Raw genomic sequence first — 19,414 nt, 5'->3', positions numbered from 1 at the left:
GATCGTGTAGCCGCCGGTGAACCCGCATTCGTCACGAAGCCGGTCGAACACACGCTTGGCCGTGTGCCGCTGCTTGCGCGGAACCTTCACGTCCTCATCCAGCCATCGATCGATGGTCGCAACGAACGCGTCCAGCTTCGGCCTCCGGATCGGTGATCGGCGCCGATAGCCCGGCGGCGTCGAATACGACAGCATCTTGGCCACGCTGTCGCGCGATATGTTGAAATGCTTCGCAGCCTGACGCCGGCTCATTCCTTCCGAGCAAGCCAGACGAACCTTCAGATACAATTCCACGGTGTAGATCCCCTAACCCTCCTGCGCTCGTTGCAGAAGGAAAATAGGTGGCCGGGTTTTACGCCGCCCGCAGCGGGATTATCCCGCCGCTACCGTGGACGAATTTTGCACCGCCGCTCTCACCCTTTTGTCGAAATTCAAAAAAACAGCACGATCGGTGAACGCTGCAAGATTTCTTCCCATTCCTTTATCTGCGAAGGCGTGACCATCGAGGACGAAGTGATGGTGGCGCATGGCGTCATGTTCACCAACGGCCTTTATCCGCGCGCCACCAATGAAGACGGTTCGCTGCAGCGCGACGGCGATTGGCAATGTATGCCAACGCTTATTCGACATGGCGCTTCGCTAGGCTCAAACTCCACCATCGTCTGTGGCGTGACAATCGGTGAAAACGCACTGGTCGGCGCTGGTGCGGTGGTGACACGAGACGTGCCGGATTTTGCCATCGTCGCTGGCGTGCCGGCCCGCGTCATTGGCGACGTGCGGCAAGCCCCACCTGCCGGAAAACATCCCAACCGCCTACGCGAGACAAGTGAAAGCCGCTCTTCAAGCGGGGAGAAGCAAACATGCCGGGCATAGGGATCATCGGATACGGCTATTGGGGGCCGAACCTCGCCAGGGCGATTGTAGAAGTAGATGCCATGGCGTTGCGCGCCGTTGCGGATTTCTCCGTGCCGGCTCTCGAACGAGCCGGGCGCCGGCATCCCTCGGCACGCCTGTTGACCGACTGGCGCGATCTGATCGCCGATCCGTCGATCGATGCGGTTGCCATCGCCACACCGGTCAGCACGCATTTCGACATCGCGCTTGCTGCGCTCAAAGCAGGCAAGCATGTGTTGGTCGAGAAGCCGATGACCGACAGCGTCTTCCAGGCCGCGCGTCTGGTCGAGGAGGCCGCGCGTCGTTCGCGCATCCTGATGGTTGATCATACCTTCATCTACACCGGCGCGGTGCGAAGTATTCGCGACCTGATAGATGCAGGCAAACTTGGCGATATCTATTATTACGATTCCATCCGCATTAATCTCGGCCTCTTCCAGAGAGACGTGAACGTCATCTGGGATCTTGCCGTCCACGATTTCGCCATCCTCGATTTCCTGGTGACGTCCAAACCGTTGGCTATCTCCGCCAGTGCAGCAGCGTTTCTGCGGGACAGGCCCGAAAACATGGCACATTTGTCGGTCTATTACGACAATGGCGCCATGGCGCATCTCAACGTGAACTGGATGGCGCCGGTCAAGGTCCGCCAGACATTAATCGGCGGCAGCCAGCGCATGGTCATCTATGACGACATGCAGACCAGCGAAAAGGTGAAGATCTACGATCGCGGCGTCGATCTCGACGGAGCAGACAGAAACGCCGGCAAGAGCTTGCGAGAGCAACTCATCTCCTATCGTATGGGCGAGATGTGGGCTCCGGCGATCTCACCGAAGGAAGCCTTGCAGACCGAAATCGAAGAATTCCTGCACTGTATCGATACCGGAAAGAACCCGTCTTCAGATGGTGAAAGTGGTTTGCGCGTAGTGGAAATGCTGGCCGCCGCCTCACGCTCGACAACCCTGCGCGGTCAGCCGATGGAACTCGGTGATCTGAGGAACGCATCATGATCCCCTTCCTCGACCTCCAGGCCCAATATCACTCCATTGGGCCGCAACTGGAGAAAGCCGTCACCGCCACGATGCGCGATTGCAATTTCGTGCTCGGTGAACGGGTAGAAAATTTCGAGGCGGGTTTTGCCGACTACAGCGGCACCGAATTCTGCGTCGCGGTCAATTCGGGCACATCGGCACTGCATCTGGCGTTGCTCGCCGCCGGCATCGGGCCTGGTGACGAGGTGATCACCGTGCCGATGACTTTCGTGGCGACGACTGCAGCCATCGTCTACAGCGGCGCCACGCCGGTCTTCGTGGATATCGATCCGCTGACCTGGACGATGAACCCTGATTTGATCGCCGAAAAGGTGACGGGCCGGACCAAGGCGATCATGCCGGTGCATCTGCATGGTCGGTTGGCCGACATGGAAGCGATCGGCACGGTCGCACGTCGCTTCGGGCTGATCGTTATCGAGGATGCGGCGCAGGCCCATGGCGCCGAGCGTCACGGCATTCGCGCCGGCGCTTTTGGCGATATCGGGTGCTTTTCGTTCTACCCCGGCAAGAATCTCGGCGCTTGCGGCGAAGGCGGTGCCATCACTACCAACCGCGCCGATCTTGCCGCCGCCGTGCGGCTGTTGCGCGACTGGGGGCAGCAGGGCAAGTACAACCATGTCCGCCACGGCTTCAATTTCCGCATGGACGCCATCCAGGGCGCAGTCCTTGGCGTTAAGCTGTCGTTTCTCGACGAGTGGAATGATGCCCGCCGCCGCATCTCCAACCTTTACGACGATGGCCTGACAGGAGAGATGCGCCTGCCTGCGGGTCCTTTCGGCGCCGATCACGCCTGCCATGTCTATGCGGTTCGCGTCACCAACCGTGATCAGGTGCGTGCCATGCTTGCGGATGCCGGCATTGCGACCAACATTCACTATCCCGTTCCAGTGCATCTGCAACCGGCCTATACCGGGTTCGGCTATAGCCTAGGAGACTTTCCGGTTTCGGAGAATCTGGCACGCGAAACGCTATCCTTGCCGCTATATCCCGAAATACCGGACAGCGACGTCGCTCTGGTGATCGACATCCTGAACATGGTGATGGCGCAACCCCTTGCTAGAACCGCATGACCTTCAGGGAGGCTAGGTTGGAGTTACTTCGCGGAAAGCGCGTTCTGGTAACGGGCGGCGCTGGATTTATCGGCTCGCACATTGTCGACCAACTCGTGGCGGCACAATGCGAAAAGATTGTCGTCATCGACAATATGGTGCGCGGTCGCCGAGCCAATCTCTCCTCAGCCATGATGTCGGGCCGCGTCGAGATCGTGGAAGGCGACATACGCGACCGGGCGCTCATGGAAAGACTTGTCACCGGTACGGACACGGTGTTCCATCAGGCCGCTTTGCGTATTACCCATTGCGCGGCGGAGCCCGACGAGGCGATGGCCGTGATGGTCAATGCTACCTACGACCTTCTGAGGCTGTGCGTGCAAGCCAGGGTCCGCAAGATCGTCATGGCGTCGTCGGCATCGATCTACGGAATGGCCGAGGATTTCCCGACGGATGAACAGCATCATCCTTATGCTAACCGCACACTCTATGGCGCAGCGAAATCATTCGGCGAAGGCCTGCTGCGATCCTTCAACGACATGTACGGTCTCGATTATGTCGCGTTGCGCTATTTCAACGTTTATGGCCCGCGCATGGATATCCATGGGCGGTATACCGAGGTGATGGTGCGCTGGATGCAGCGCATCGAGGCTGGCGAGCCACCGCTGATCTTCGGCGACGGGTTGCAGACCATGGATCTCATCCATGTGACAGACATAGCCCGAGCCAACATCCTTGCCGCCAGCGCCCTTGTTACCGATATGGTCTTCAATGTTGGCACCGGCACCGAAACTTCGTTGCTTGATCTCTCCCAGGTGTTTGCCGCAGCGATGGGCCGCCCGAAGCTGCGACCGGTCCATATGCCGGAACGTGCAGTCAATCCGGTGCCGCGCCGGCTCGCCGCGACGGGTGCGGCACAGCGAATGCTAGGCTTTTCACCCATTGTCGGTCCGAAGGAAGGCATCGCCGACCTTGTTGCCTGGTGGCGCAGCGAGACAGCTCCGGCCCGCATCGAGGAGATGGCATCGTGATCCCGATCGCAAAACCGCTTGTCGGACAGGAAGAAGCCGAGGCTGCCGGAAAAGCGATCCTTTCCGGCTGGCTGACCCAGGGGCCACAGATAGCGAGTTTCGAACAAGAGTTCGCCACGATGGTCGGCGCCGGCCATGCATGTGCCGTCTCCAACTGCACAGTAGCGCTACATCTTGCTCTCATGGCGCTCGGCATTGGCGAAGGTGATGAAGTCATCACCGTCAGCCATACCTTCATCGCCTCCGCCAACGTTATCCGGCAATGCGGCGCCGTCCCTGTTTTCGTGGACATCGAAGCCAAGGGTTTCAACATCGATCCGACTTTGATCGGCAAGGCTTTTACGCCGCGCACGCGGGCAATCCTGTGCGTCCACCAGATGGGCATGCCCTGCGACATGCCGGCGATCATGCGACTAGCGCGGGCTCACGGCATACCGGTCATCGAGGATGCGGCCTGTGCCATCGGTTCCGAAATCAATGTCGAAGGCCGTTGGCAGCGCATCGGACGTCCGCTCGGCGACATCGTCTGCTTCTCGTTTCATCCTCGCAAGGTTTTGACAGTCGGTGATGGCGGCATGCTGACAACACAGAACGCTGAATGGGATTCGCTGTTCCGGCTTTGGCGTCAGCACGGCATGTCGGTCTCGGATACGGTACGCCATGGCAGTTGCGAAGTGATCTTCGAAACTTATCCGGTGCCGGGCTTCAACTATCGCATGACCGATGTTCAGGCCGCAATCGGCAGGGAGCAGTTGAAGCGCCTGCCCGCCATTCTTTCGTGTCGCCGCAGCCGCGCGGAAATCTACACAAGCGCCACTGAAGACATCGAAGGCTTGTCGGCGCCGGAGGAGCCTGCCTGGGCACTCTCCAACTGGCAGAGTTATTGCGTCTCGCTGGCACCCGACATCGATCAGGTCTCGGTGATGCAGGATATGCTCGACCACGGCATCGCAACACGGCGCGGCATCATGTGTATCCATCTGGAAAAAGCCTACGCTGATCTGTCCTTGCCGCATTCTCTGCGGCGCTCGGAATGGGCGCGCGATCATTCACTCATCCTGCCGCTCTATCCGCAGATGCCGCACGAGGATCAGATGCGCGTGATCGAGGTGCTGGCGGCCGTAGTTGCACGATCGCGTCGCACCCGCGCCATGGCTGTTGCATAGGCTGACAATGCGCGACCTTGTGCGCCATACCAGCAGTTCCGCCGAGATCATGCTGCAAGGTATCGAGCGCCGTCTCGATATTCTGAAACTTGATCTTTCTGGACTCAGCATCGTCACTGAGGCGGCGACAGGCGCCTATGCCTGCACGGCGGTGATCGCGGCCATGGCAGGCGCCAAGGTTCATGCCTGCGCGTGCGGGAGCGTCAATCATGGCAGCGCCAAGGCTGCCATTTCGGCAACGCGTGACCTGGCGATTATGGCCGGCGTAGAAACACGCATCTCCTATTCAATCGGCGTCCCGCCACAAGCCCTCGCCGATTGCGACATCCTCACCAATTCAGGCCGCATACGACCGATTACGCGGGAGATGATCGCGGCCCTGCCGGAAAGATCGGTGATTGCGCTGATGTTCGAGGCATGGGAATTTCGGGGAACTGACATCGACCTCATAGCCTGCCGGGACCATGACATCCGCATTGCCGCGGTTAATGAGCGTCATGCAGATGTCGCCGTCTTTCCGTTCCTCGGGCCGCTTTGCGTGCGTTTGCTCGCCGACGCAGCAATGACGACCGCCGAAAAGCGCATTGCTGTCTTGTGTGACAATCCTTTCGCGCCCTTTCTGTTCGACGGCCTGACCGAAGCCGGTGCCGAGGCGGTGCTTTTCGATCACCCGTCACAATTGACTGAAGGACCGTGGGACGCGGTTGTTGTGGCGATGCTGCCGCGTGATGCGCCGCTCGGGCCGCGTGATCTACAGATTATCGCAAGTATGGCTCCCAATGTCCTGCTGGCGCAATTCTGGGGTGACATCGACCGTGAAATCGCTGCCGGTCTCGGTCTGCATGTCTGGCCTGAGGTGGAACCAGGTCGCGGGCATATGGGCATTCTGCTTAACCGTCTCGGCCATGAGCCGATCGTTCGGTTGCAGGCTGGCGGCCTGAAGGCGGCCGAGATCGTGTGGCGGGGCGACGCGCTGCTCGCGGACGGTGTGGCGGCCCTGTATTCAGGAGAATGAGGTTCAAACTCCGGCAACGAGCCGCTCGAGCAATTTTTCCAGCATGGCGTCACAGCGGCGCATCTGCTCTACGCTGACGAATTCGTCGGGCCTGTGGCCCTGCGCCATCGAGCCCGGCCCGCACACCACAGTCGGTGTGCCGAGATCGCGGCTGAACAATCCGCCTTCGGTGCCGAAGGCAACTTTCACGGTGCTGTTGCCGCCGGTCAGCGATTTCACGAAGGTGACGGCGTGCGAATCAGGCGGGGTATCGAGGCCGGGATAGGTATTGAATACCTCTATGTCTATGGCCGCCTCAGGTGCCACGATCTTCGCCTCATCGGCGATGCGTTCGGCCTCGGCCCGCAACCGGTCGAGGATAACCTCGGCATTGTCGGCGGCGACATTGCGGATCTCGAAATCGGTCTGGCAAAGGTTGGGCACGATATTGAGCGCCACGCCGGCATTGATCTTACCGACATGTACCGTCGTGTAAGGCACGTCATAGTCAGGGTCGCGCGTGCCGTTGCGCGCCAACCGGTCCTGCTCCTTACGCAGCGCCGCCACGAAATCACAGCCAAGATGGATAGCGTTGAGGGCCATTGGCGCCAGCGCCGAATGGCCCTCGCGTCCCCGGCAGAGAGCGCGTGCGCCGATCTTGCCCTTGTGGCCGGTGGCAACCTGCATTTCGGTCGGCTCACCGACAATGCACAGAAGCGGGCGCCACGGCGCGCCGGCCAGCATCTCGACAAGGCTGCGCACGCCGATGCAGCCGATCTCCTCGTCATAGGAGAGCGCCAGATTGAGCGGCGTGCGGAGCTGCATCTGCGAAGCCTTGAGGAGAGAGGCGAGCGCGCAGGCGACAAAGCCCTTCATATCGGCAGTACCACGGCCATAGAGCCGGCCTTCGCGTTGGGTCAGCGCAAAGGGTGGCAAGGTCCAGTCTTGCCCGTCTACCGGAACGACATCAGTATGGCCCGACAGCATGATTCCTGGCACGCCAGACGGGCCCGTGGTGGCGAAGAGGTTCGCCTTGTGGCCGTCTTCACTGTGGATCAATTCATATGCAATGCCGTGCCCGTCCAGCAAACCGGCGGCATATTCGATCAGGTCAAGGTTGGAGTTGCGGCTGACGGTCGGGAAAGCGATCAGTTTCTCAAGGATGGAGATGCTATCCATATGGACCTGTCTCATTGCTCAAACCGACTTACTAGCACTTCGCAAGCATTGAATTGAAGCCGCATTCTCCATCGCCAAATGCCGCGTCTCGAAATCCCGGATCGGCAAGGTGCGCTTGCAGCGGATTAATCCGGGCTTTCAATCGGCGTGGCGCGCAGGTTCTGCGCATAGACATTGATGATCAGGGCGGCCAGCAGGATCAGCCCGCGGATCAGTATTTTCAGGAAGCTGTCGATCTCGACATGATCCAGCCCATTATTGAGCACGCCGAGAATGCACAGGCCAATGATGGTATTGCCAATGCCGCCTCGCCCGCCGAAGAGGCTGGTGCCGCCAACGACGACAGCGGCGATGGCATCGAGGAGATAGCCATCGAACTCGTTTTGTTGCGCGCTGCCGAAATAAGCGACGCCGAGCATGCCGGCGACGCCGGAGCACACAGCCGAGATGACCAGCACGGCGGCAAGCACCCATTTGACGTTCACGCCTGAATATTCGGCCGCCTCTCGGTTGCCGCCGACCATATAGACGTAGCGGCCGAAGCGCGTGTAGGTCAGCACGAGATGACCCACGAGAAGAAAGATCGCCAGCACGATGACGATCCAGGGAATGCCGCCGATCGAACCGGAGCCCAGCGTCTTCACCACATCGGGCACGGCATAAAGAATCTGGCCGCGCACGAGAAGCGCACAGATGCCGGCGGCAATCTGCATCATGGCCAAGGTCATGATAAAGGAGGGTATGCCGATCACCGTCAGCCCGAACGCGTTGATGAGGCCAAGGGCCACACAGGTCAGCAGCGCGAGACAAACCGCCACGGCTCCAGACAAGGGCATGTTGGCGACATTGACATAGGATTCCTGTACTGTGAAATAGGCTACCGCGATGCCGGCCGCATTGGCGATGGCTGCAAAGGACAGGTCGATCTCGGCACAAAGAATGACGAAGGTTAGTCCGACAGCCATTATGCCGGCCACCGAAATCTGCGTCAGGATGTTATAGGCGTTATCCATCGTCGCGAAAGACGGACTGGCAACACCGAAGAAGGCAAGCAGCGCAATCAACGTCACAAATGGCGCGACATTGCGCATCTGATGTTTCAGGAAAGTCCGGATTGGCATGGCCCGGTCGGCGGTCGGCTGGTACAGCATTGGTTCGGGCTTTCTCCTCAAGCTGCTTCGAGCAGCCGATCCTTGCTGATAACCTCGTTGGCAAATTCACGCACGAGGCGGCCCTTCTTCATCACAACGATCCTATCGGCGAGCGAAAGCACGGTTTCGGGTTCCGCTGACACGACCACAATGGCAAGGCCCTTGTCGCGCAACGAACGGACGATCTTGACCACATCATCCTTGGCACCGACATCCATTCCGCGGGTCGGTTCGCTGAGAACCAACACCTTCGGTGGATAAATGAGCCATTTCGCCAATGCGACCTTCTGCTGGTTGCCACCTGATAAGCCTCTGAGCAAGACACCGACATTGGCCGGCCTGATATTCAGCGCCTTCACCTGCCGCCCGGCCAGATCGCGTTCGACGGCGGGCTTCAGCAGTACCCGCGAGATGCGGCCAAGCATGCCGATTGACACATTCTTGAAAACCGGCTCCTGGTAGAAAAGCATCGACCGGCGACTTTCCGGTACGAATGCGACGCCGGCCCGCTTGGCTGCTGCGGTGTTGCGAAAACGAACGGACTTGCCGCCGATCGAAACGCTGCCGCTTTGCGGCCTCACCTTGCCGAAAAGGGCGCGTGCGAATTCGATCTGCCCACAGCCCATGAAGCCGTACACACCGAGCACTTCGCCGGCACGCAGTTCCATCGACATTTCGCAGAAGGCACGGCCGAAGCCGAGGCGGTTCACCGCCATCACTACAGGTGCTGCCGGATCGCTTTGCAGAGCGATGGAGCCAGTATAACTCTCCTCCAACTCCTCATGGCCGCCGCCGATCATCCGCTCGATCACCCAGGCCTTGTCGATGTGGCCCGCTTCCTCGGAAATAACGCTGCGACCATTGCGGAAGATCGTTACCGTGTCGGAAATCGACAGAATGTCGTCGAGAAAATGCGAGATGAAGATGATCGAGCGACCGCTTGCGCGCACGCCGCGCAGCACTTCGAACAGGCGATGCACTTCCGGAGGAGACAGGGCCGAGGTAGGCTCGTCGAGAATGACGATGCGGGCCCCCGAAAACAGAACCCTGGCCAGTTCGATAAGTTGCTGCAGGCCGATTGGCAGCGAGCCCATGGGCAGTCTTGGATCGATCGCGATGCCCAGGCTTTCCAGTTGCGTACGTGCGCCGGCCTGCATCGCCTTCCAGTCGACGCAGCCGCCCTTGGTTGGCTGATGGCCGAGATAGACATTTTCCGCTACAGAGAGATCGGGAACGACGCTGAGTTCCTGATGAACCATGCCGATACCGGCTCTCAGTGCATCCCGCGCGGAGCGGAAGCGCGCTTCGTGCCCGTCGATCAGCATGCGTCCCTGATAATTTGTGTGGACGCCGGCGATGATCTTCATCAACGTCGATTTGCCGGCGCCGTTTTCGCCGACCAGTCCGTGTATCTCACCTTCCTGCAATTCGAAATCGACGCCGCGCAATGCGGCGACGCCGCCGAACGATTTCGACACGGCCTCCATGCGCAGCCGCGGCTTTCTTTTGGCGGCCGCCTCGCGTTCAATTGCCATATCCCTCTCCAGCTTTCAGGCAGGGTGACGGCCGGGCGTGCTGGTTGGCATTCCCGGCCGCGCGCTCGAAGAATCAGATGAGGAAGTGGTCTTCCATCCACAACATGCCGGCTGCATTCGCCTTGGTTACGACCGGCCCGTCGGTAACGACATTCTTGGGGATACCGCCTTCGCCAGTCTTCTCGCCCCCTGTAACGGCAGCGACACCGGCGACGATCGCACCTCCATGAATACGGCAGGACGGATTGCGCACTGTTGCATACATGCGTCCCTCGGCCACCGCCGCCAAGGCCGGTGGCATGGCATCGCAGCCGCCGATCTTGATGTCGGTGCGGTTATGCGCCTTCATCACATTGTAGGCCGCGAGCGCCATGTCGTCATTGTGGAAATAAGCGGCATCGATCTTGGGATATTTCGTCAGATAGGTCTCCCACAGCCGCGCGGCTTTGGTAACGTCCCAATCGGCCGGTTGGTTGTCCAGCACCTCGATGTCCGGATGCTGCTTGATGATCGACTCGAAGCCGCGCGCCCTGCCCTGCGCGCCGGTATGGCCGAGCGCGCCTTGCGTCATGATGATCTTGCCCTTGCCCCCAATCGCCTGCACCAGAGCCTGCGTCACCGACGCGCCCATGAACTCGTTGTCGGGCGCAAGGAATGAATGAATCTCGATTTGGTCGAGCGGTGCGATTAGCGTATCCATGTCGATCACCGGAATGCCGGCATCGATCATCTTCTTGACCGGCTGTGTCAGCGTGCCGATGCCGAATGCCTGGATGGCGACGAAATCCCATTTCTGTGAGGCCATGTTGTCGATAGCCGCTCGCTGCTTGACGGCGTCGAGTTCACCGTCGAACCATGTCACCTCGACATTGAATAGCTTGCCCCAATATTCCGCGGCCTGTTTGCCCTGAGCGCACCAGGTGGCCTGAAGACCGGCATTCGAGAACGCCGCCTTGAGCGGCTTTTCAGAGCGGCCGGCCGCCGCCGCAAGCGCTTCGCTTATTCCAAGACCGCCCAGAAGAGCCGCAGCACCTCCCATCGACGCACCGGCCAGAAAGCCGCGCCGGGTCGTTCCTTCCCTATCCGTCATCATTTCCCTCCCAAACAACTTGCCTGCTACCGGCAAGGCGGCGGAGTATGGCAGCGGTTGGAGCCCGCGACAATATGGCGCGCGACAAATGTACGAATGCAGGCAGAAGAATGATTTTCACGCGCTAGAGACCGCTAGGGCCTCCATATTGTGAGCCGCCGCATGGGCTGCCGGTGTTTGGGCACAGACCAGCCAATGGCGCATGAAACGGAATGTTCGCAACTCGGTCCCTCCCCTATGATCCATGGACAAACCTCCGGGGAGTCGGAAAAGGCCTGCTGGAATGTGGGTTGGGAAACAGATATGCTTGTCGACCGTGGCCAAGCCGGCGGCGTACCTTCCTATCCAGCCTGTTCTTCTTCGATTCCAGCACCTAGTTCGTCGAACTTGCGCTCCATTTCGCCATCCGTCAAACCGACAGGAATCTCGCCCGCCAGCAATTTCTCCTTCGACAGCAGGCCAGCGTCTTCGAGTGCTTCGAAATCCGGCAAATCGCGCAATGTGTCGAGGTTGAAGTGGGAAAGGAAGGACTTGGTGGTCACGTAGGTGTAGGGCGCTCCGGGACCAGGACTGCGGGGGCCGGATGCAATGAAGCCCTGCCCGCGCAAGCTGGCGATCAGGTCGCGAGAAATCTCCTTGCCGAAAAAAGCGGACAACTCCCCCCGTGTAATCGGCTGAAAGTAAGCAATGCACATGAGAACCAGGGCTTCCGTCTGGGTCAACGGCTTCGCTTGTACGGCACCGCTCCCGCCAGCAGCACGGATCGCCTCGGTATAGGCCTTGCGGGTCCGGTGCTGGAAACCGCCCGCAACGGCCACCAGGTCATATGGGCGTCCCGATAACTCGGCACGGATATCGTCAATGATCAGGTCGAGGTTGCAGCCTTTGCCGATCACACCGGCCAATACCTCGCGCGGCACCGGCTCGCCAGCGGCGAAAATAACCGCCTCCACCCGGTTCATCCATTCGCGCCAACGTAGGTCTGGCGGCAGGTGGTCAAGTTCGGTATCCAGCAATGTGCGCTGTGTGGTACGCTCTTGCCGCTCACAGCCGTCTTCTTCCAATGGCCGCATCTGTTCAGCCATCGCCTAAAGTCCAAACAGCTTGAACGTCGTGCGGCCGGAAAGCTCCTGCACCGCACCAAGGTCCTCCAGCCGCTGAAACAGGCGACGTGAAGCAAAACGTGAAAGCCTGCTTGTCGCCAATGTCCCCGGCACGGCATCGTCGTCGAGCAACTGGCGAATGGCATCGCAAGCTCCCTTGGCCCGCAATTGCGGCGTCACCTCCTTGAGGCGCGTGGCACGGCGTCCAATCTCTGCAGCCAGCCGACAGGCCTGCGTGGCTCCGTCCGTCAGGGCGAGGCAAAGCGCCAATTCGAATCCGGAATCGCCGGGCTTCAACCGGGTGCGTCGCCCTGCGTCAGTGCGGAAGGCCGTAGAAAACGCCTGCCCCATGAACAATGGAATGGGTCGCGGCCAACTCATGGTTTGTGCCAAGACGAAATCGGCCAGCCACCATGCCAAAGGCTCGGCGTCGGGAGCAAGCGCTACGGTTCGTGCCGCCGCGGCGGCAGCGGCAAACGGTGCGCCCAGCCCGGCGCTCGCAATGTCGTCCAATTGACCGGGAAGCGCATTCAACTGTCCATTATGTGCAAGGCCAAGCAAATCTGCAATATGCTCCAGGGCTACCGCATCGGCCGCCGCCTCCCCTGCAGCGAGACAACGCCAGGCAGCGTAAAGGCTGCCGCCTGGACCAAGCGTACCGATGGCGCCGGTCTCCCCTCCCTTAAGCGCATTCGGCCTCAGTGCCCAGACATCGCGCAGCGCCAATTCATCCTCGCTGCGCCCTGCCAATCGACAGGCAGCGACACCACATTTGATCGCCAGCCGCTGACGCCACGCCCCCGCCCAGACCGATTGGGACCGCACGATCCGGTCGAGAGAGTTAAGCGCTGCACCTGCCATGAAAGCGGCGTGCGCCTTGTCTTTCACCAAATCCTGCCGCAATGCCCATTGGGGAACGGGAATCGATTCGTCCTGAGGGGCCATTGCCGGAAAAACGGCAGCAAGACGAGATGCTCGCCGCGCTGCCGTTGCCTTGCTCCGCCTGGACACAGTAACCGCAATGGCCTGCGAGGTCTCAACTCGGTCGGTGGGCGACGCTATGTCGGCAGCGGTTGGCTCCGGGAGTGGGTCGGGTCGAATCATGAAACGAAGTCTAGCGCATCTGTGCGCTTGTTTCGATGCAGTCAATCAAAACCGCACTCAATATTGATTGGTCTGGTTTGGAGAAATGGGTCTGCTACGCCGCCTCTGGCGCAACTGTCTTCGGCACCCGAATACCATTTTTCGCTCTCCGACCTGACCCGCGATTTTTGGTAATGGTTGCGGATGGCCGAAGAAGAACCCCTGGGCCTCGGCGCAACCTTCCGCGTGCAGAAAATCGGCCTGCTCCTGGCTCTCGACACCCTCCGCCAGAACCGCGATAGTCTTCTTTCATTTCGGGATTGCCCGGACCCACCGAATACGGTTATGCGATGGACTCCTGCGCCCTGCCCTGCTTTGATGGGAACGGGTCTAACCGGAGGGCACTATGGTTTCGGAACGTTCTGCGCTTCTTGCACTGGCGAATTTGTTGAGAGGCTTGATCGTCAAGCTTCAGGAAAATGAGGCATTAAAGCCAGAAGAAGCGAGAGCTCTTATCGAAGACACCCTACTGAAGAGCGCTGGAGAACCCCCAAAAACACGGGGAGAAATCCGCGAATTCCTCCATGCAATGTTCCCGAGCGAAAAGTTCGAATAGGGAACGACCGGCTCTTCAACCACCGCCATTTCTGTGCTTGCCGACGTCTGAACACCTGCCTCGACGAACGTCAGCCCCAAACACGACCTCGGCGGAGACATGGAGGTTGCGGCTCGCTATTTTCAGATTATTGTTCATTCACCGCGCAGGTGATCATCATTTCGATCAGTTCCGGTCCGCTGGATAGCTGGACCCGCCAGCCGTACAATCCGAAAAGGTATGGCCTCTGTTGCGCTGATGGGCGTTTTTTGGGTTTTGGTCTGCCGTGCGGGCGATGCAAATTGTAGCGATGCAGCCAGACCGGCAGTCTGGCGGCTCGGTGCGCGGCCACGCTCGGCCATGCGAGACCCGATTTAAAGCTCCGGAATAATTCTAAACCCGATTTGCTGCCTTCAGTGCGGCGAAACCGCCGCACTGAAGGCGAAATATCAATTCTTGATCGTGTCTTCCAAGAAGAATCGGCCGAGTGGATTCTGGTAGAAGTTTTCGACGTTCTTACGGGTAACGCTGATGAAGGGGCTGTAGTAGAGATCAATCCAATGTACGTCATCCTTGGCGGTCTTCTGGATCTCCATATACATGGCCTCACGCTTGGCCGGGTCCATTTCGGTACGGGCTTTCGCGACAAGATCTTTCACGTGATCGTTCTTGTAGCGTGTCATATAATTCATGTTGGAATCGTGCCCCAACACGAACGTCGTCTTCTGGTCTGGATCGATGACATCGTAAGTCCAGTACATAACGGAAAGATCATAATCACCCGCAATCAGCATGTCCCAGCTCTGGCTTGGATCGACCTTCTGCAGGTTCGCGGTTACACCGGCCTTCGCCAATTGCTGCTGGAGCAGCACGGCGATTTGTTCGTCCACTTCGTTGCCGGCGTTCACAACATAGTTCAACGTTAAGCCGGACGCGCCGGCATCGGCCAACATTTGCTTGGCCTTTTCTGGATCGTATGCGCGATGCAGGGCATTCGCATCATGGTAGAGCGCACCTTTGGGAATATAGGAGTCAGCGACTTCGCCAAGCCCGAAAGTGACGGTGTCAACGATCGCCTGCTTATCGATAGCCATATCCAGCGCCTCTCGCACTTCCTTCTTGGCCAAGGCGCCATGCTCATGGTTGATAAGCAGGTGATCTTCACGGGTCGAAGTATTCTGCGTGACGACCAGTTCCGGGTCCTTCTTCAGTTCGGCCACGCGTGAGAACGGCACGGAGATTGCCGCGTCGAGTTGTCCCGCCTGGACGTTCAGCATCCTCGTATTGTCATCGGGAATTGATATCCATTCGACGCCATCGAGCTTAACGCGGCCGGCTTCCCAGAAATTGGGGTTCTTCTCCAGGATAACGCGGTCGCCGCGACGCCATTCCTTCAGCATGAAGGCGCCAGAAGCGATTGGATTTTCAGCATAGGCATCCGCGCCCATCGATTCGACTCCCTTCTTGGAAAGGATAGAAGCGCCGGGCATTGCCAATGAGGCGAGGAACGGCGCCGATAGGGTTTTCAATTTCACCACCAGCGTGCGCGGGTCATCGCCCTGGCTGGCTGTGTCGATCACCTTGTAGGTTTCGCTCCATACCGAGCCTTCGTCGTCGCGGATGCGCTGAAGGCTGAAGGCTGCATCTTCGGCCGTAATCGGCGACCCATCGGAAAACTTGGCCTCACGAAGCTTGAATGTGTAGGTCAGCCCGTCTTCGGACACGGTCCAGCTTTCCGCCAATCCCGGCTCCAGCACTTTGCCCGATTTGTCGACGCGCACAAGGACGTCATAAACGTTGGAAAATACCCAAAAATCAACATTCTGGGCCGTCTTGATCGGATCAAACGTCGTCGAGACCCCGCGGCGGCCGATTGTCAATATGCCAGCCGCTTCGGCCATACCCGCTCCCAGCGAAAGGCCGGCCATTATGGCCACGAGGCCGATCTTCACCCATTTGTTTTTCATCATCGTGTTCCCCTTCTGGATTGAGTGTTTTGAATAGCGGTCACTATGCCATCTCCCGATCCGCCAGCGGCAATAGCGATTTATCCGGATCGATATCGGGAATGGCCCGTATCAAAGCCTGCGTGTAGGAATCGGTTGGGTCCTCAAACACCTGTAGGGACGTGCCCTGTTCGACAATTTGCCCTCTGTTCATGACGACAACCCGATCACAGAGATTACGCACTATGGCGAGGTCATGCGCGATAAACAGCAGAGTTAACTGCATCTTCTCCTTCAATGTACGGAAGAGATCAAGAATCTGTGCCTGGATGGTCACGTCGAGAGCCGCCGTACTTTCGTCAGCGATAATCAGCCTTGGATTTACCGCGAGCGCTCGGGCAATGCCGGCTCGCTGACATTGGCCGCCGCTCATGCTGCGCGGGCGGCGTTCGGCGAACTCGCGGCCAAGTTCGACCAGATCGAGCAACTCGCCAACGCGCGCCGGAATATCCACTTGTGGAATCCGGCCCTGCACCTTCAGCACCTCGGCCAGCATCTCGCCAACCGTCATACGCGGGTTCAGCGCATTGTACGGATCCTGGAAGACCATCGCCGTTTCGCGCCGCAGTTTGGCAAGAAACGCTCCGGGATCGCCGCGCAAACTGGTCCCGTCGAAGGTGACATTCCCTGACGTGATGGGCGTCAATCCCAGGATCGCCCGCGCCAGTGTACTCTTGCCGCTGCCGGACTCTCCGACAATGCCGACTATCTCGCCGGCCATGATTTCGAGCGACGCGCCCGCTACGGCACGGACCGAACCGGACTGCTTGCCCAACAGGCTTCCGGCTCCGGCGAAACAGACGTCGACATCCTCCACCTTGAGTAACGGTTTATCCCGCGTCGCACGGAAATCGGGCGGAGATGTCAATGCCTTCTTCTCCATCGCTGGGGACGGCATCGATGGATGACTGCCAATGAGCGTCTTCGTATAAAAATGATCCGGTGAGCGTAACAGCTCGCGCTTGCGCCCCTGCTCGATGAGCCTGCCCTCACGCATGACGGCAATACGGTCGCACGTTTGAGCGACAATGCCGAGATCATGAGTAATGAGGATAATCGACAGGCCGCGTTCGCGTCGGATATCCATCAACAGTTGCAGAATCTGCGCCTGAATGGTGACGTCGAGGGCTGTCGTTGGTTCGTCGGCGATGAGGATTTCCGGATTGCATGACAGTGCGACGCCAATCATCGCTCTCTGTCGCATGCCGCCAGAAAATTCGTGCGGATAGGCATCGAACTGCCGTTCCGGGTCAGGGAAGCCGACCTGACGAAGGATCGCGATTGCCTGCCGGCGCGCGGCAGGAGCGTCGAGTTTCTGATGGTACCGCAGTCCCTCGCTTAGTTGATTGCCGATGCTCATCACAGGATCCAGATGGCTGGTCGGATTTTGGAAGATCATTCCGATCCGGCCGCCGCGAACGCTCAGCATCCCGGTCTCGCTCGCTTGGGCGAGATCCTGCTCACCCAGCATGATGCGGCCGTTCTCAATCTGCATGTTCCTCGAAGGCAGCAGCCGGACCAGCGTGCGGCAGAACAGGCTCTTGCCCGACCCGCTCTCACCGACCAGTCCGAGCACCTCGCCCTTGCCCAGGTCGAGCGAAACTCTGTCAAGCAGCAAACGCGGTGCGCCGCCTGGCCGGTTCAGCGTTACTGTGAGATCAGTGACGGCAAGCACAGGAGCGCTCATTCTTTCACCCCCAGCACGTCGCCGAGCGCATCGCCGAATAGACTGAAGCCGAAAGCGAGGACAACAATAGAAAGACCGGGAAATAATGTGATCCACCAGGCTGTGGTGATGAATGGCTGGCCTTCTGCGACCATAATGCCCCATTCGGCGATCGGCGGCTGAACACCGAGGCCTAGATAACTGATGGCGGCGCCGTTGAGCAGGACTATCACAGCGTCCGACATCGAAAACACCACAGAGCCGGCGACGGCGTTCGGCAGAAGGTGCCGGAACATGATACGAGCGCGGCTGAAGCCGAGGCTGACGGCGGCGACTGCATAGTCGCTGTTCTTCAGCACCAGCACCTGCGCGCGGATCAGCCGCGCATAGGAAACCCAACCCACAAGCGCCATGGCAATATAGAAACTCGTCAGCCCCGGACCGAGGATGGCGATGATCGACAACACCAGCACCAGGAAGGGAAAGGCCAGGATGACATCAATGAGGCGCATGAGGATCGCATCCACCAGCCCGCCGAAAAATCCCGCCACGGTGCCGACCAGCGTGCCGATGATGAAGGGGAAGACAACGCCGAGGATCGCGATCTGCAGATCGACACGTAGCCCCCAGATCACGCGCGAAAAAACATCGCGTCCAAAATTGTCCGTGCCAAAGAGATGAGCCCAGGAAGGGCCTTGTAGGCGCAGATCGGTATTCTGGGTGACCGGATCGTAAGGCGAGATATAGGGTGCCAACAATGCCGCCAGTACAAAGACAAGGAGGATCGTGGCGCCGATCATCAACACAGGTTGTCGTCCGAACTGACGATGCAAGCTCATCCATCTCGTCTTGAGGGTTAACGCACTCACAACTTCACCCGAGGATCGGCGGCGACAGTGACGATGTCGGCGATGAGATTGATAAGCACTGTGGCACAGGCCAGCACCATGGCTACCCCCTGCACTACCATGTAGTCGCGTGAAAAGATCGCTCGCACCAGCAATTGCCCGATGCCGGGAATGGCAAACACGCTTTCTATGACAACCGTGCCGCCGATCAGCCAGCCTATATTGATGGCAAGAAGGTTGATGGTGGGAACCATCGAATTCGGAAAGACATGACGCCAGAATACAACCCGCTCAGGCATGCCTCGCGCTCGGGCGGCGGTGGCTATGTCGGAGCGCAGCCCTTCCACCATTGCCGCCCGTAGACTGCGCGTCAACACGGTAGAGAGCGACAGCGCAATAGTGAGACTGGGCAGGATGAGATGGGCAACCTTGTCCCCCAGTGTGCGACCGTAGCCTGAAACCGGCAGCAGATCGAGATTGACGCTGAACAGGATGATCAGCATCAGCCCCAGCCAGAATGGCGGGAAGCCGATGCCTGCCGTTGAGACGACGCGCACGGCATGATCCGCAAATCGGCCATGATTACGTGCAGCAAGCGCCGCCATAAACACCGCGATCAGGACTGAAAGCGTCACGCTCGTCAGCACCAGCACCAGGGTCGGCTCGATACGGGTCAGGATAAGCTTCAGCACGTCGATCTTATAGAGAATCGACTTGCCCATCTCCCCATGGAAAAGGTTCTTCACGAAGTAGAAATATTGCAGCCACATCGGTTCATCGAGACCGTATTGGCTGCGAATATTGGCAATGGCCGTGGGTGTAGCGCGCGTGCCGAGCAGCACACGAGCAGGGTCGCCGGGGATGAGCCTAACCAGCACGAAGGTGACGATGCTGATGCCGAACAGGACCGGCAGAAACTGGATCGGACGATAGAGAACGAACTTGTACCGATGCATCCCTCAGTGTCCCGCCATT

Annotated in this window: 17 protein-coding genes and 1 pseudogene; 7 read left to right on the top strand and 11 right to left on the bottom strand. The window is 59.2% G+C overall.

Going from position 1 to position 19,414, the window contains the following annotated elements; translation table 11 throughout:
* A pseudogene (locus BFN67_RS18450) lies at nt 1-294 on the bottom strand (IS21 family transposase); the annotation flags it as partial.
* 102 nt (nt 295-396) lie between these two features.
* Here BFN67_RS18450 and BFN67_RS18445 point away from each other — a divergent pair.
* Genes BFN67_RS18445 through BFN67_RS18420 form a run of 6 tightly spaced genes read left to right on the top strand, consistent with a single transcriptional unit; the run spans nt 397 to nt 6,204 of the window.
* The gene (locus BFN67_RS18445) at nt 397-873 is read left to right on the top strand and encodes an acyltransferase (protein WP_245295329.1); all 477 of its coding nucleotides are present in this window, start codon (nt 397-399) and stop codon (nt 871-873) included.
* Entirely contained in the window at nt 861-1,901 is a 1,041-nt protein-coding gene (locus BFN67_RS18440) for a Gfo/Idh/MocA family protein (RefSeq protein ID WP_080920977.1), read from the top strand. The genes BFN67_RS18445 and BFN67_RS18440 overlap by 13 nt, the downstream gene beginning before the upstream one ends.
* Nucleotides 1,898-3,013, top strand: coding sequence for a DegT/DnrJ/EryC1/StrS family aminotransferase (locus BFN67_RS18435; RefSeq protein WP_080920976.1), 1,116 nt, complete (start codon nt 1,898-1,900; stop codon nt 3,011-3,013). The genes BFN67_RS18440 and BFN67_RS18435 overlap by 4 nt, the downstream gene beginning before the upstream one ends.
* Before the next feature lie 17 nt (nt 3,014-3,030).
* Entirely contained in the window at nt 3,031-4,023 is a 993-nt protein-coding gene (locus BFN67_RS18430; RefSeq protein ID WP_245295322.1) for an SDR family NAD(P)-dependent oxidoreductase, read from the top strand.
* A complete protein-coding gene (locus BFN67_RS18425; protein WP_080920974.1) occupies nt 4,020-5,189 on the top strand; it encodes a DegT/DnrJ/EryC1/StrS family aminotransferase in 1,170 nt (389 codons plus the stop codon). The genes BFN67_RS18430 and BFN67_RS18425 overlap by 4 nt, the downstream gene beginning before the upstream one ends.
* A 7-nt stretch (nt 5,190-5,196) precedes the next feature.
* Nucleotides 5,197-6,204 carry a hypothetical protein gene (locus BFN67_RS18420; protein ID WP_080920973.1) on the top strand — a complete coding sequence of 336 codons (1,008 nt, stop codon included), beginning with the start codon at nt 5,197-5,199 and terminating at the stop codon, nt 6,202-6,204.
* 3 nt (nt 6,205-6,207) lie between these two features.
* Here the strand turns inward: BFN67_RS18420 and argE are convergent, their stop codons facing one another.
* The 6 genes from argE to BFN67_RS18390 form a co-directional block, all read right to left on the bottom strand.
* Nucleotides 6,208-7,362 carry an acetylornithine deacetylase gene (gene argE, locus BFN67_RS18415; protein WP_080920972.1) on the bottom strand — a complete coding sequence of 385 codons (1,155 nt, stop codon included), beginning with the start codon at nt 7,360-7,362 and terminating at the stop codon, nt 6,208-6,210.
* Between the two features lie 125 nt (nt 7,363-7,487).
* A complete protein-coding gene (locus BFN67_RS18410; protein ID WP_080920971.1) occupies nt 7,488-8,513 on the bottom strand; it encodes an ABC transporter permease in 1,026 nt (341 codons plus the stop codon).
* 17 nt (nt 8,514-8,530) lie between these two features.
* The gene (locus BFN67_RS18405; RefSeq protein ID WP_245295321.1) at nt 8,531-10,048 is read right to left on the bottom strand and encodes a sugar ABC transporter ATP-binding protein; all 1,518 of its coding nucleotides are present in this window, start codon (nt 10,046-10,048) and stop codon (nt 8,531-8,533) included.
* Nucleotides 10,049-10,121: 73 nt separating this feature from the next.
* The gene (locus BFN67_RS18400; RefSeq protein ID WP_425349800.1) at nt 10,122-11,138 is read right to left on the bottom strand and encodes a sugar ABC transporter substrate-binding protein; all 1,017 of its coding nucleotides are present in this window, start codon (nt 11,136-11,138) and stop codon (nt 10,122-10,124) included.
* A gap of 341 nt (nt 11,139-11,479) precedes the next feature.
* Nucleotides 11,480-12,223 carry an SMC-Scp complex subunit ScpB gene (scpB, locus tag BFN67_RS18395; protein ID WP_425349799.1) on the bottom strand — a complete coding sequence of 248 codons (744 nt, stop codon included), beginning with the start codon at nt 12,221-12,223 and terminating at the stop codon, nt 11,480-11,482.
* A 3-nt stretch (nt 12,224-12,226) separates the two neighbouring features.
* Complete coding sequence (locus BFN67_RS18390) at nt 12,227-13,186, bottom strand: DUF1403 family protein (protein WP_080920969.1); 960 nt, start codon at nt 13,184-13,186, stop codon at nt 12,227-12,229.
* A gap of 544 nt (nt 13,187-13,730) precedes the next feature.
* Here BFN67_RS18390 and BFN67_RS18385 point away from each other — a divergent pair.
* Entirely contained in the window at nt 13,731-13,940 is a 210-nt protein-coding gene (locus BFN67_RS18385) for a hypothetical protein (RefSeq protein ID WP_080920968.1), read from the top strand.
* Between the two features lie 428 nt (nt 13,941-14,368).
* Here BFN67_RS18385 and BFN67_RS18380 read toward each other — a convergent pair whose 3' ends face one another.
* From BFN67_RS18380 to BFN67_RS18365, 4 genes are read right to left on the bottom strand one after another with little or no spacing between them, the layout of a single operon-like run.
* Nucleotides 14,369-15,886 carry an ABC transporter substrate-binding protein gene (locus BFN67_RS18380; RefSeq protein ID WP_080921012.1) on the bottom strand — a complete coding sequence of 506 codons (1,518 nt, stop codon included), beginning with the start codon at nt 15,884-15,886 and terminating at the stop codon, nt 14,369-14,371.
* A 43-nt stretch (nt 15,887-15,929) separates the two neighbouring features.
* Nucleotides 15,930-17,612 (bottom strand): dipeptide ABC transporter ATP-binding protein, encoded by a 1,683-nt coding sequence (locus tag BFN67_RS18375; protein WP_080920967.1) that lies wholly within the window; start codon nt 17,610-17,612, stop codon nt 15,930-15,932.
* Nucleotides 17,609-18,430 (bottom strand): ABC transporter permease, encoded by an 822-nt coding sequence (locus BFN67_RS18370; RefSeq protein WP_080920966.1) that lies wholly within the window; start codon nt 18,428-18,430, stop codon nt 17,609-17,611. Before BFN67_RS18370 ends, BFN67_RS18375 begins: the two co-directional genes overlap by 4 nt.
* A gap of 26 nt (nt 18,431-18,456) precedes the next feature.
* Nucleotides 18,457-19,395: an ABC transporter permease gene (locus tag BFN67_RS18365; RefSeq protein WP_080920965.1), complete on the bottom strand. Its 939-nt coding sequence runs from the start codon at nt 19,393-19,395 to the stop codon at nt 18,457-18,459.
* Nucleotides 19,396-19,414 lie beyond the last annotated feature (19 nt).

This window comes from Manganibacter manganicus (assembly GCF_002075885.1).
Taxonomy (GTDB): Bacteria; Pseudomonadota; Alphaproteobacteria; order Rhizobiales; family Rhizobiaceae; genus Mesorhizobium; species Mesorhizobium manganicum.
Note: the sequence above shows the minus strand (reverse complement) of the source record. Positions and strands in the feature narration are given on the sequence as shown.

Coding starts and splice junctions, on each gene's coding strand:
- BFN67_RS18440 (WP_080920977.1), top strand. CDS start 861: ATGCCGGGCATAGGGATCATCGGATACGGCTATTGGGGGCCGAACCTC.
- BFN67_RS18435 (WP_080920976.1), top strand. CDS start 1,898: ATGATCCCCTTCCTCGACCTCCAGGCCCAATATCACTCCATTGGGCCG.
- BFN67_RS18420 (WP_080920973.1), top strand. CDS start 5,197: ATGCGCGACCTTGTGCGCCATACCAGCAGTTCCGCCGAGATCATGCTG.
- argE (WP_080920972.1), bottom strand. CDS start 7,362: ATGGATAGCATCTCCATCCTTGAGAAACTGATCGCTTTCCCGACCGTC.
- BFN67_RS18410 (WP_080920971.1), bottom strand. CDS start 8,513: ATGCTGTACCAGCCGACCGCCGACCGGGCCATGCCAATCCGGACTTTC.
- BFN67_RS18405 (WP_245295321.1), bottom strand. CDS start 10,048: ATGGCAATTGAACGCGAGGCGGCCGCCAAAAGAAAGCCGCGGCTGCGC.
- BFN67_RS18400 (WP_425349800.1), bottom strand. CDS start 11,138: ATGACGGATAGGGAAGGAACGACCCGGCGCGGCTTTCTGGCCGGTGCG.
- scpB (WP_425349799.1), bottom strand. CDS start 12,223: ATGGCTGAACAGATGCGGCCATTGGAAGAAGACGGCTGTGAGCGGCAA.
- BFN67_RS18390 (WP_080920969.1), bottom strand. CDS start 13,186: ATGGCCCCTCAGGACGAATCGATTCCCGTTCCCCAATGGGCATTGCGG.
- BFN67_RS18385 (WP_080920968.1), top strand. CDS start 13,731: ATGGTTTCGGAACGTTCTGCGCTTCTTGCACTGGCGAATTTGTTGAGA.
- BFN67_RS18380 (WP_080921012.1), bottom strand. CDS start 15,886: ATGAAAAACAAATGGGTGAAGATCGGCCTCGTGGCCATAATGGCCGGC.
- BFN67_RS18375 (WP_080920967.1), bottom strand. CDS start 17,612: ATGAGCGCTCCTGTGCTTGCCGTCACTGATCTCACAGTAACGCTGAAC.
- BFN67_RS18370 (WP_080920966.1), bottom strand. CDS start 18,430: ATGAGCTTGCATCGTCAGTTCGGACGACAACCTGTGTTGATGATCGGC.
- BFN67_RS18365 (WP_080920965.1), bottom strand. CDS start 19,395: ATGCATCGGTACAAGTTCGTTCTCTATCGTCCGATCCAGTTTCTGCCG.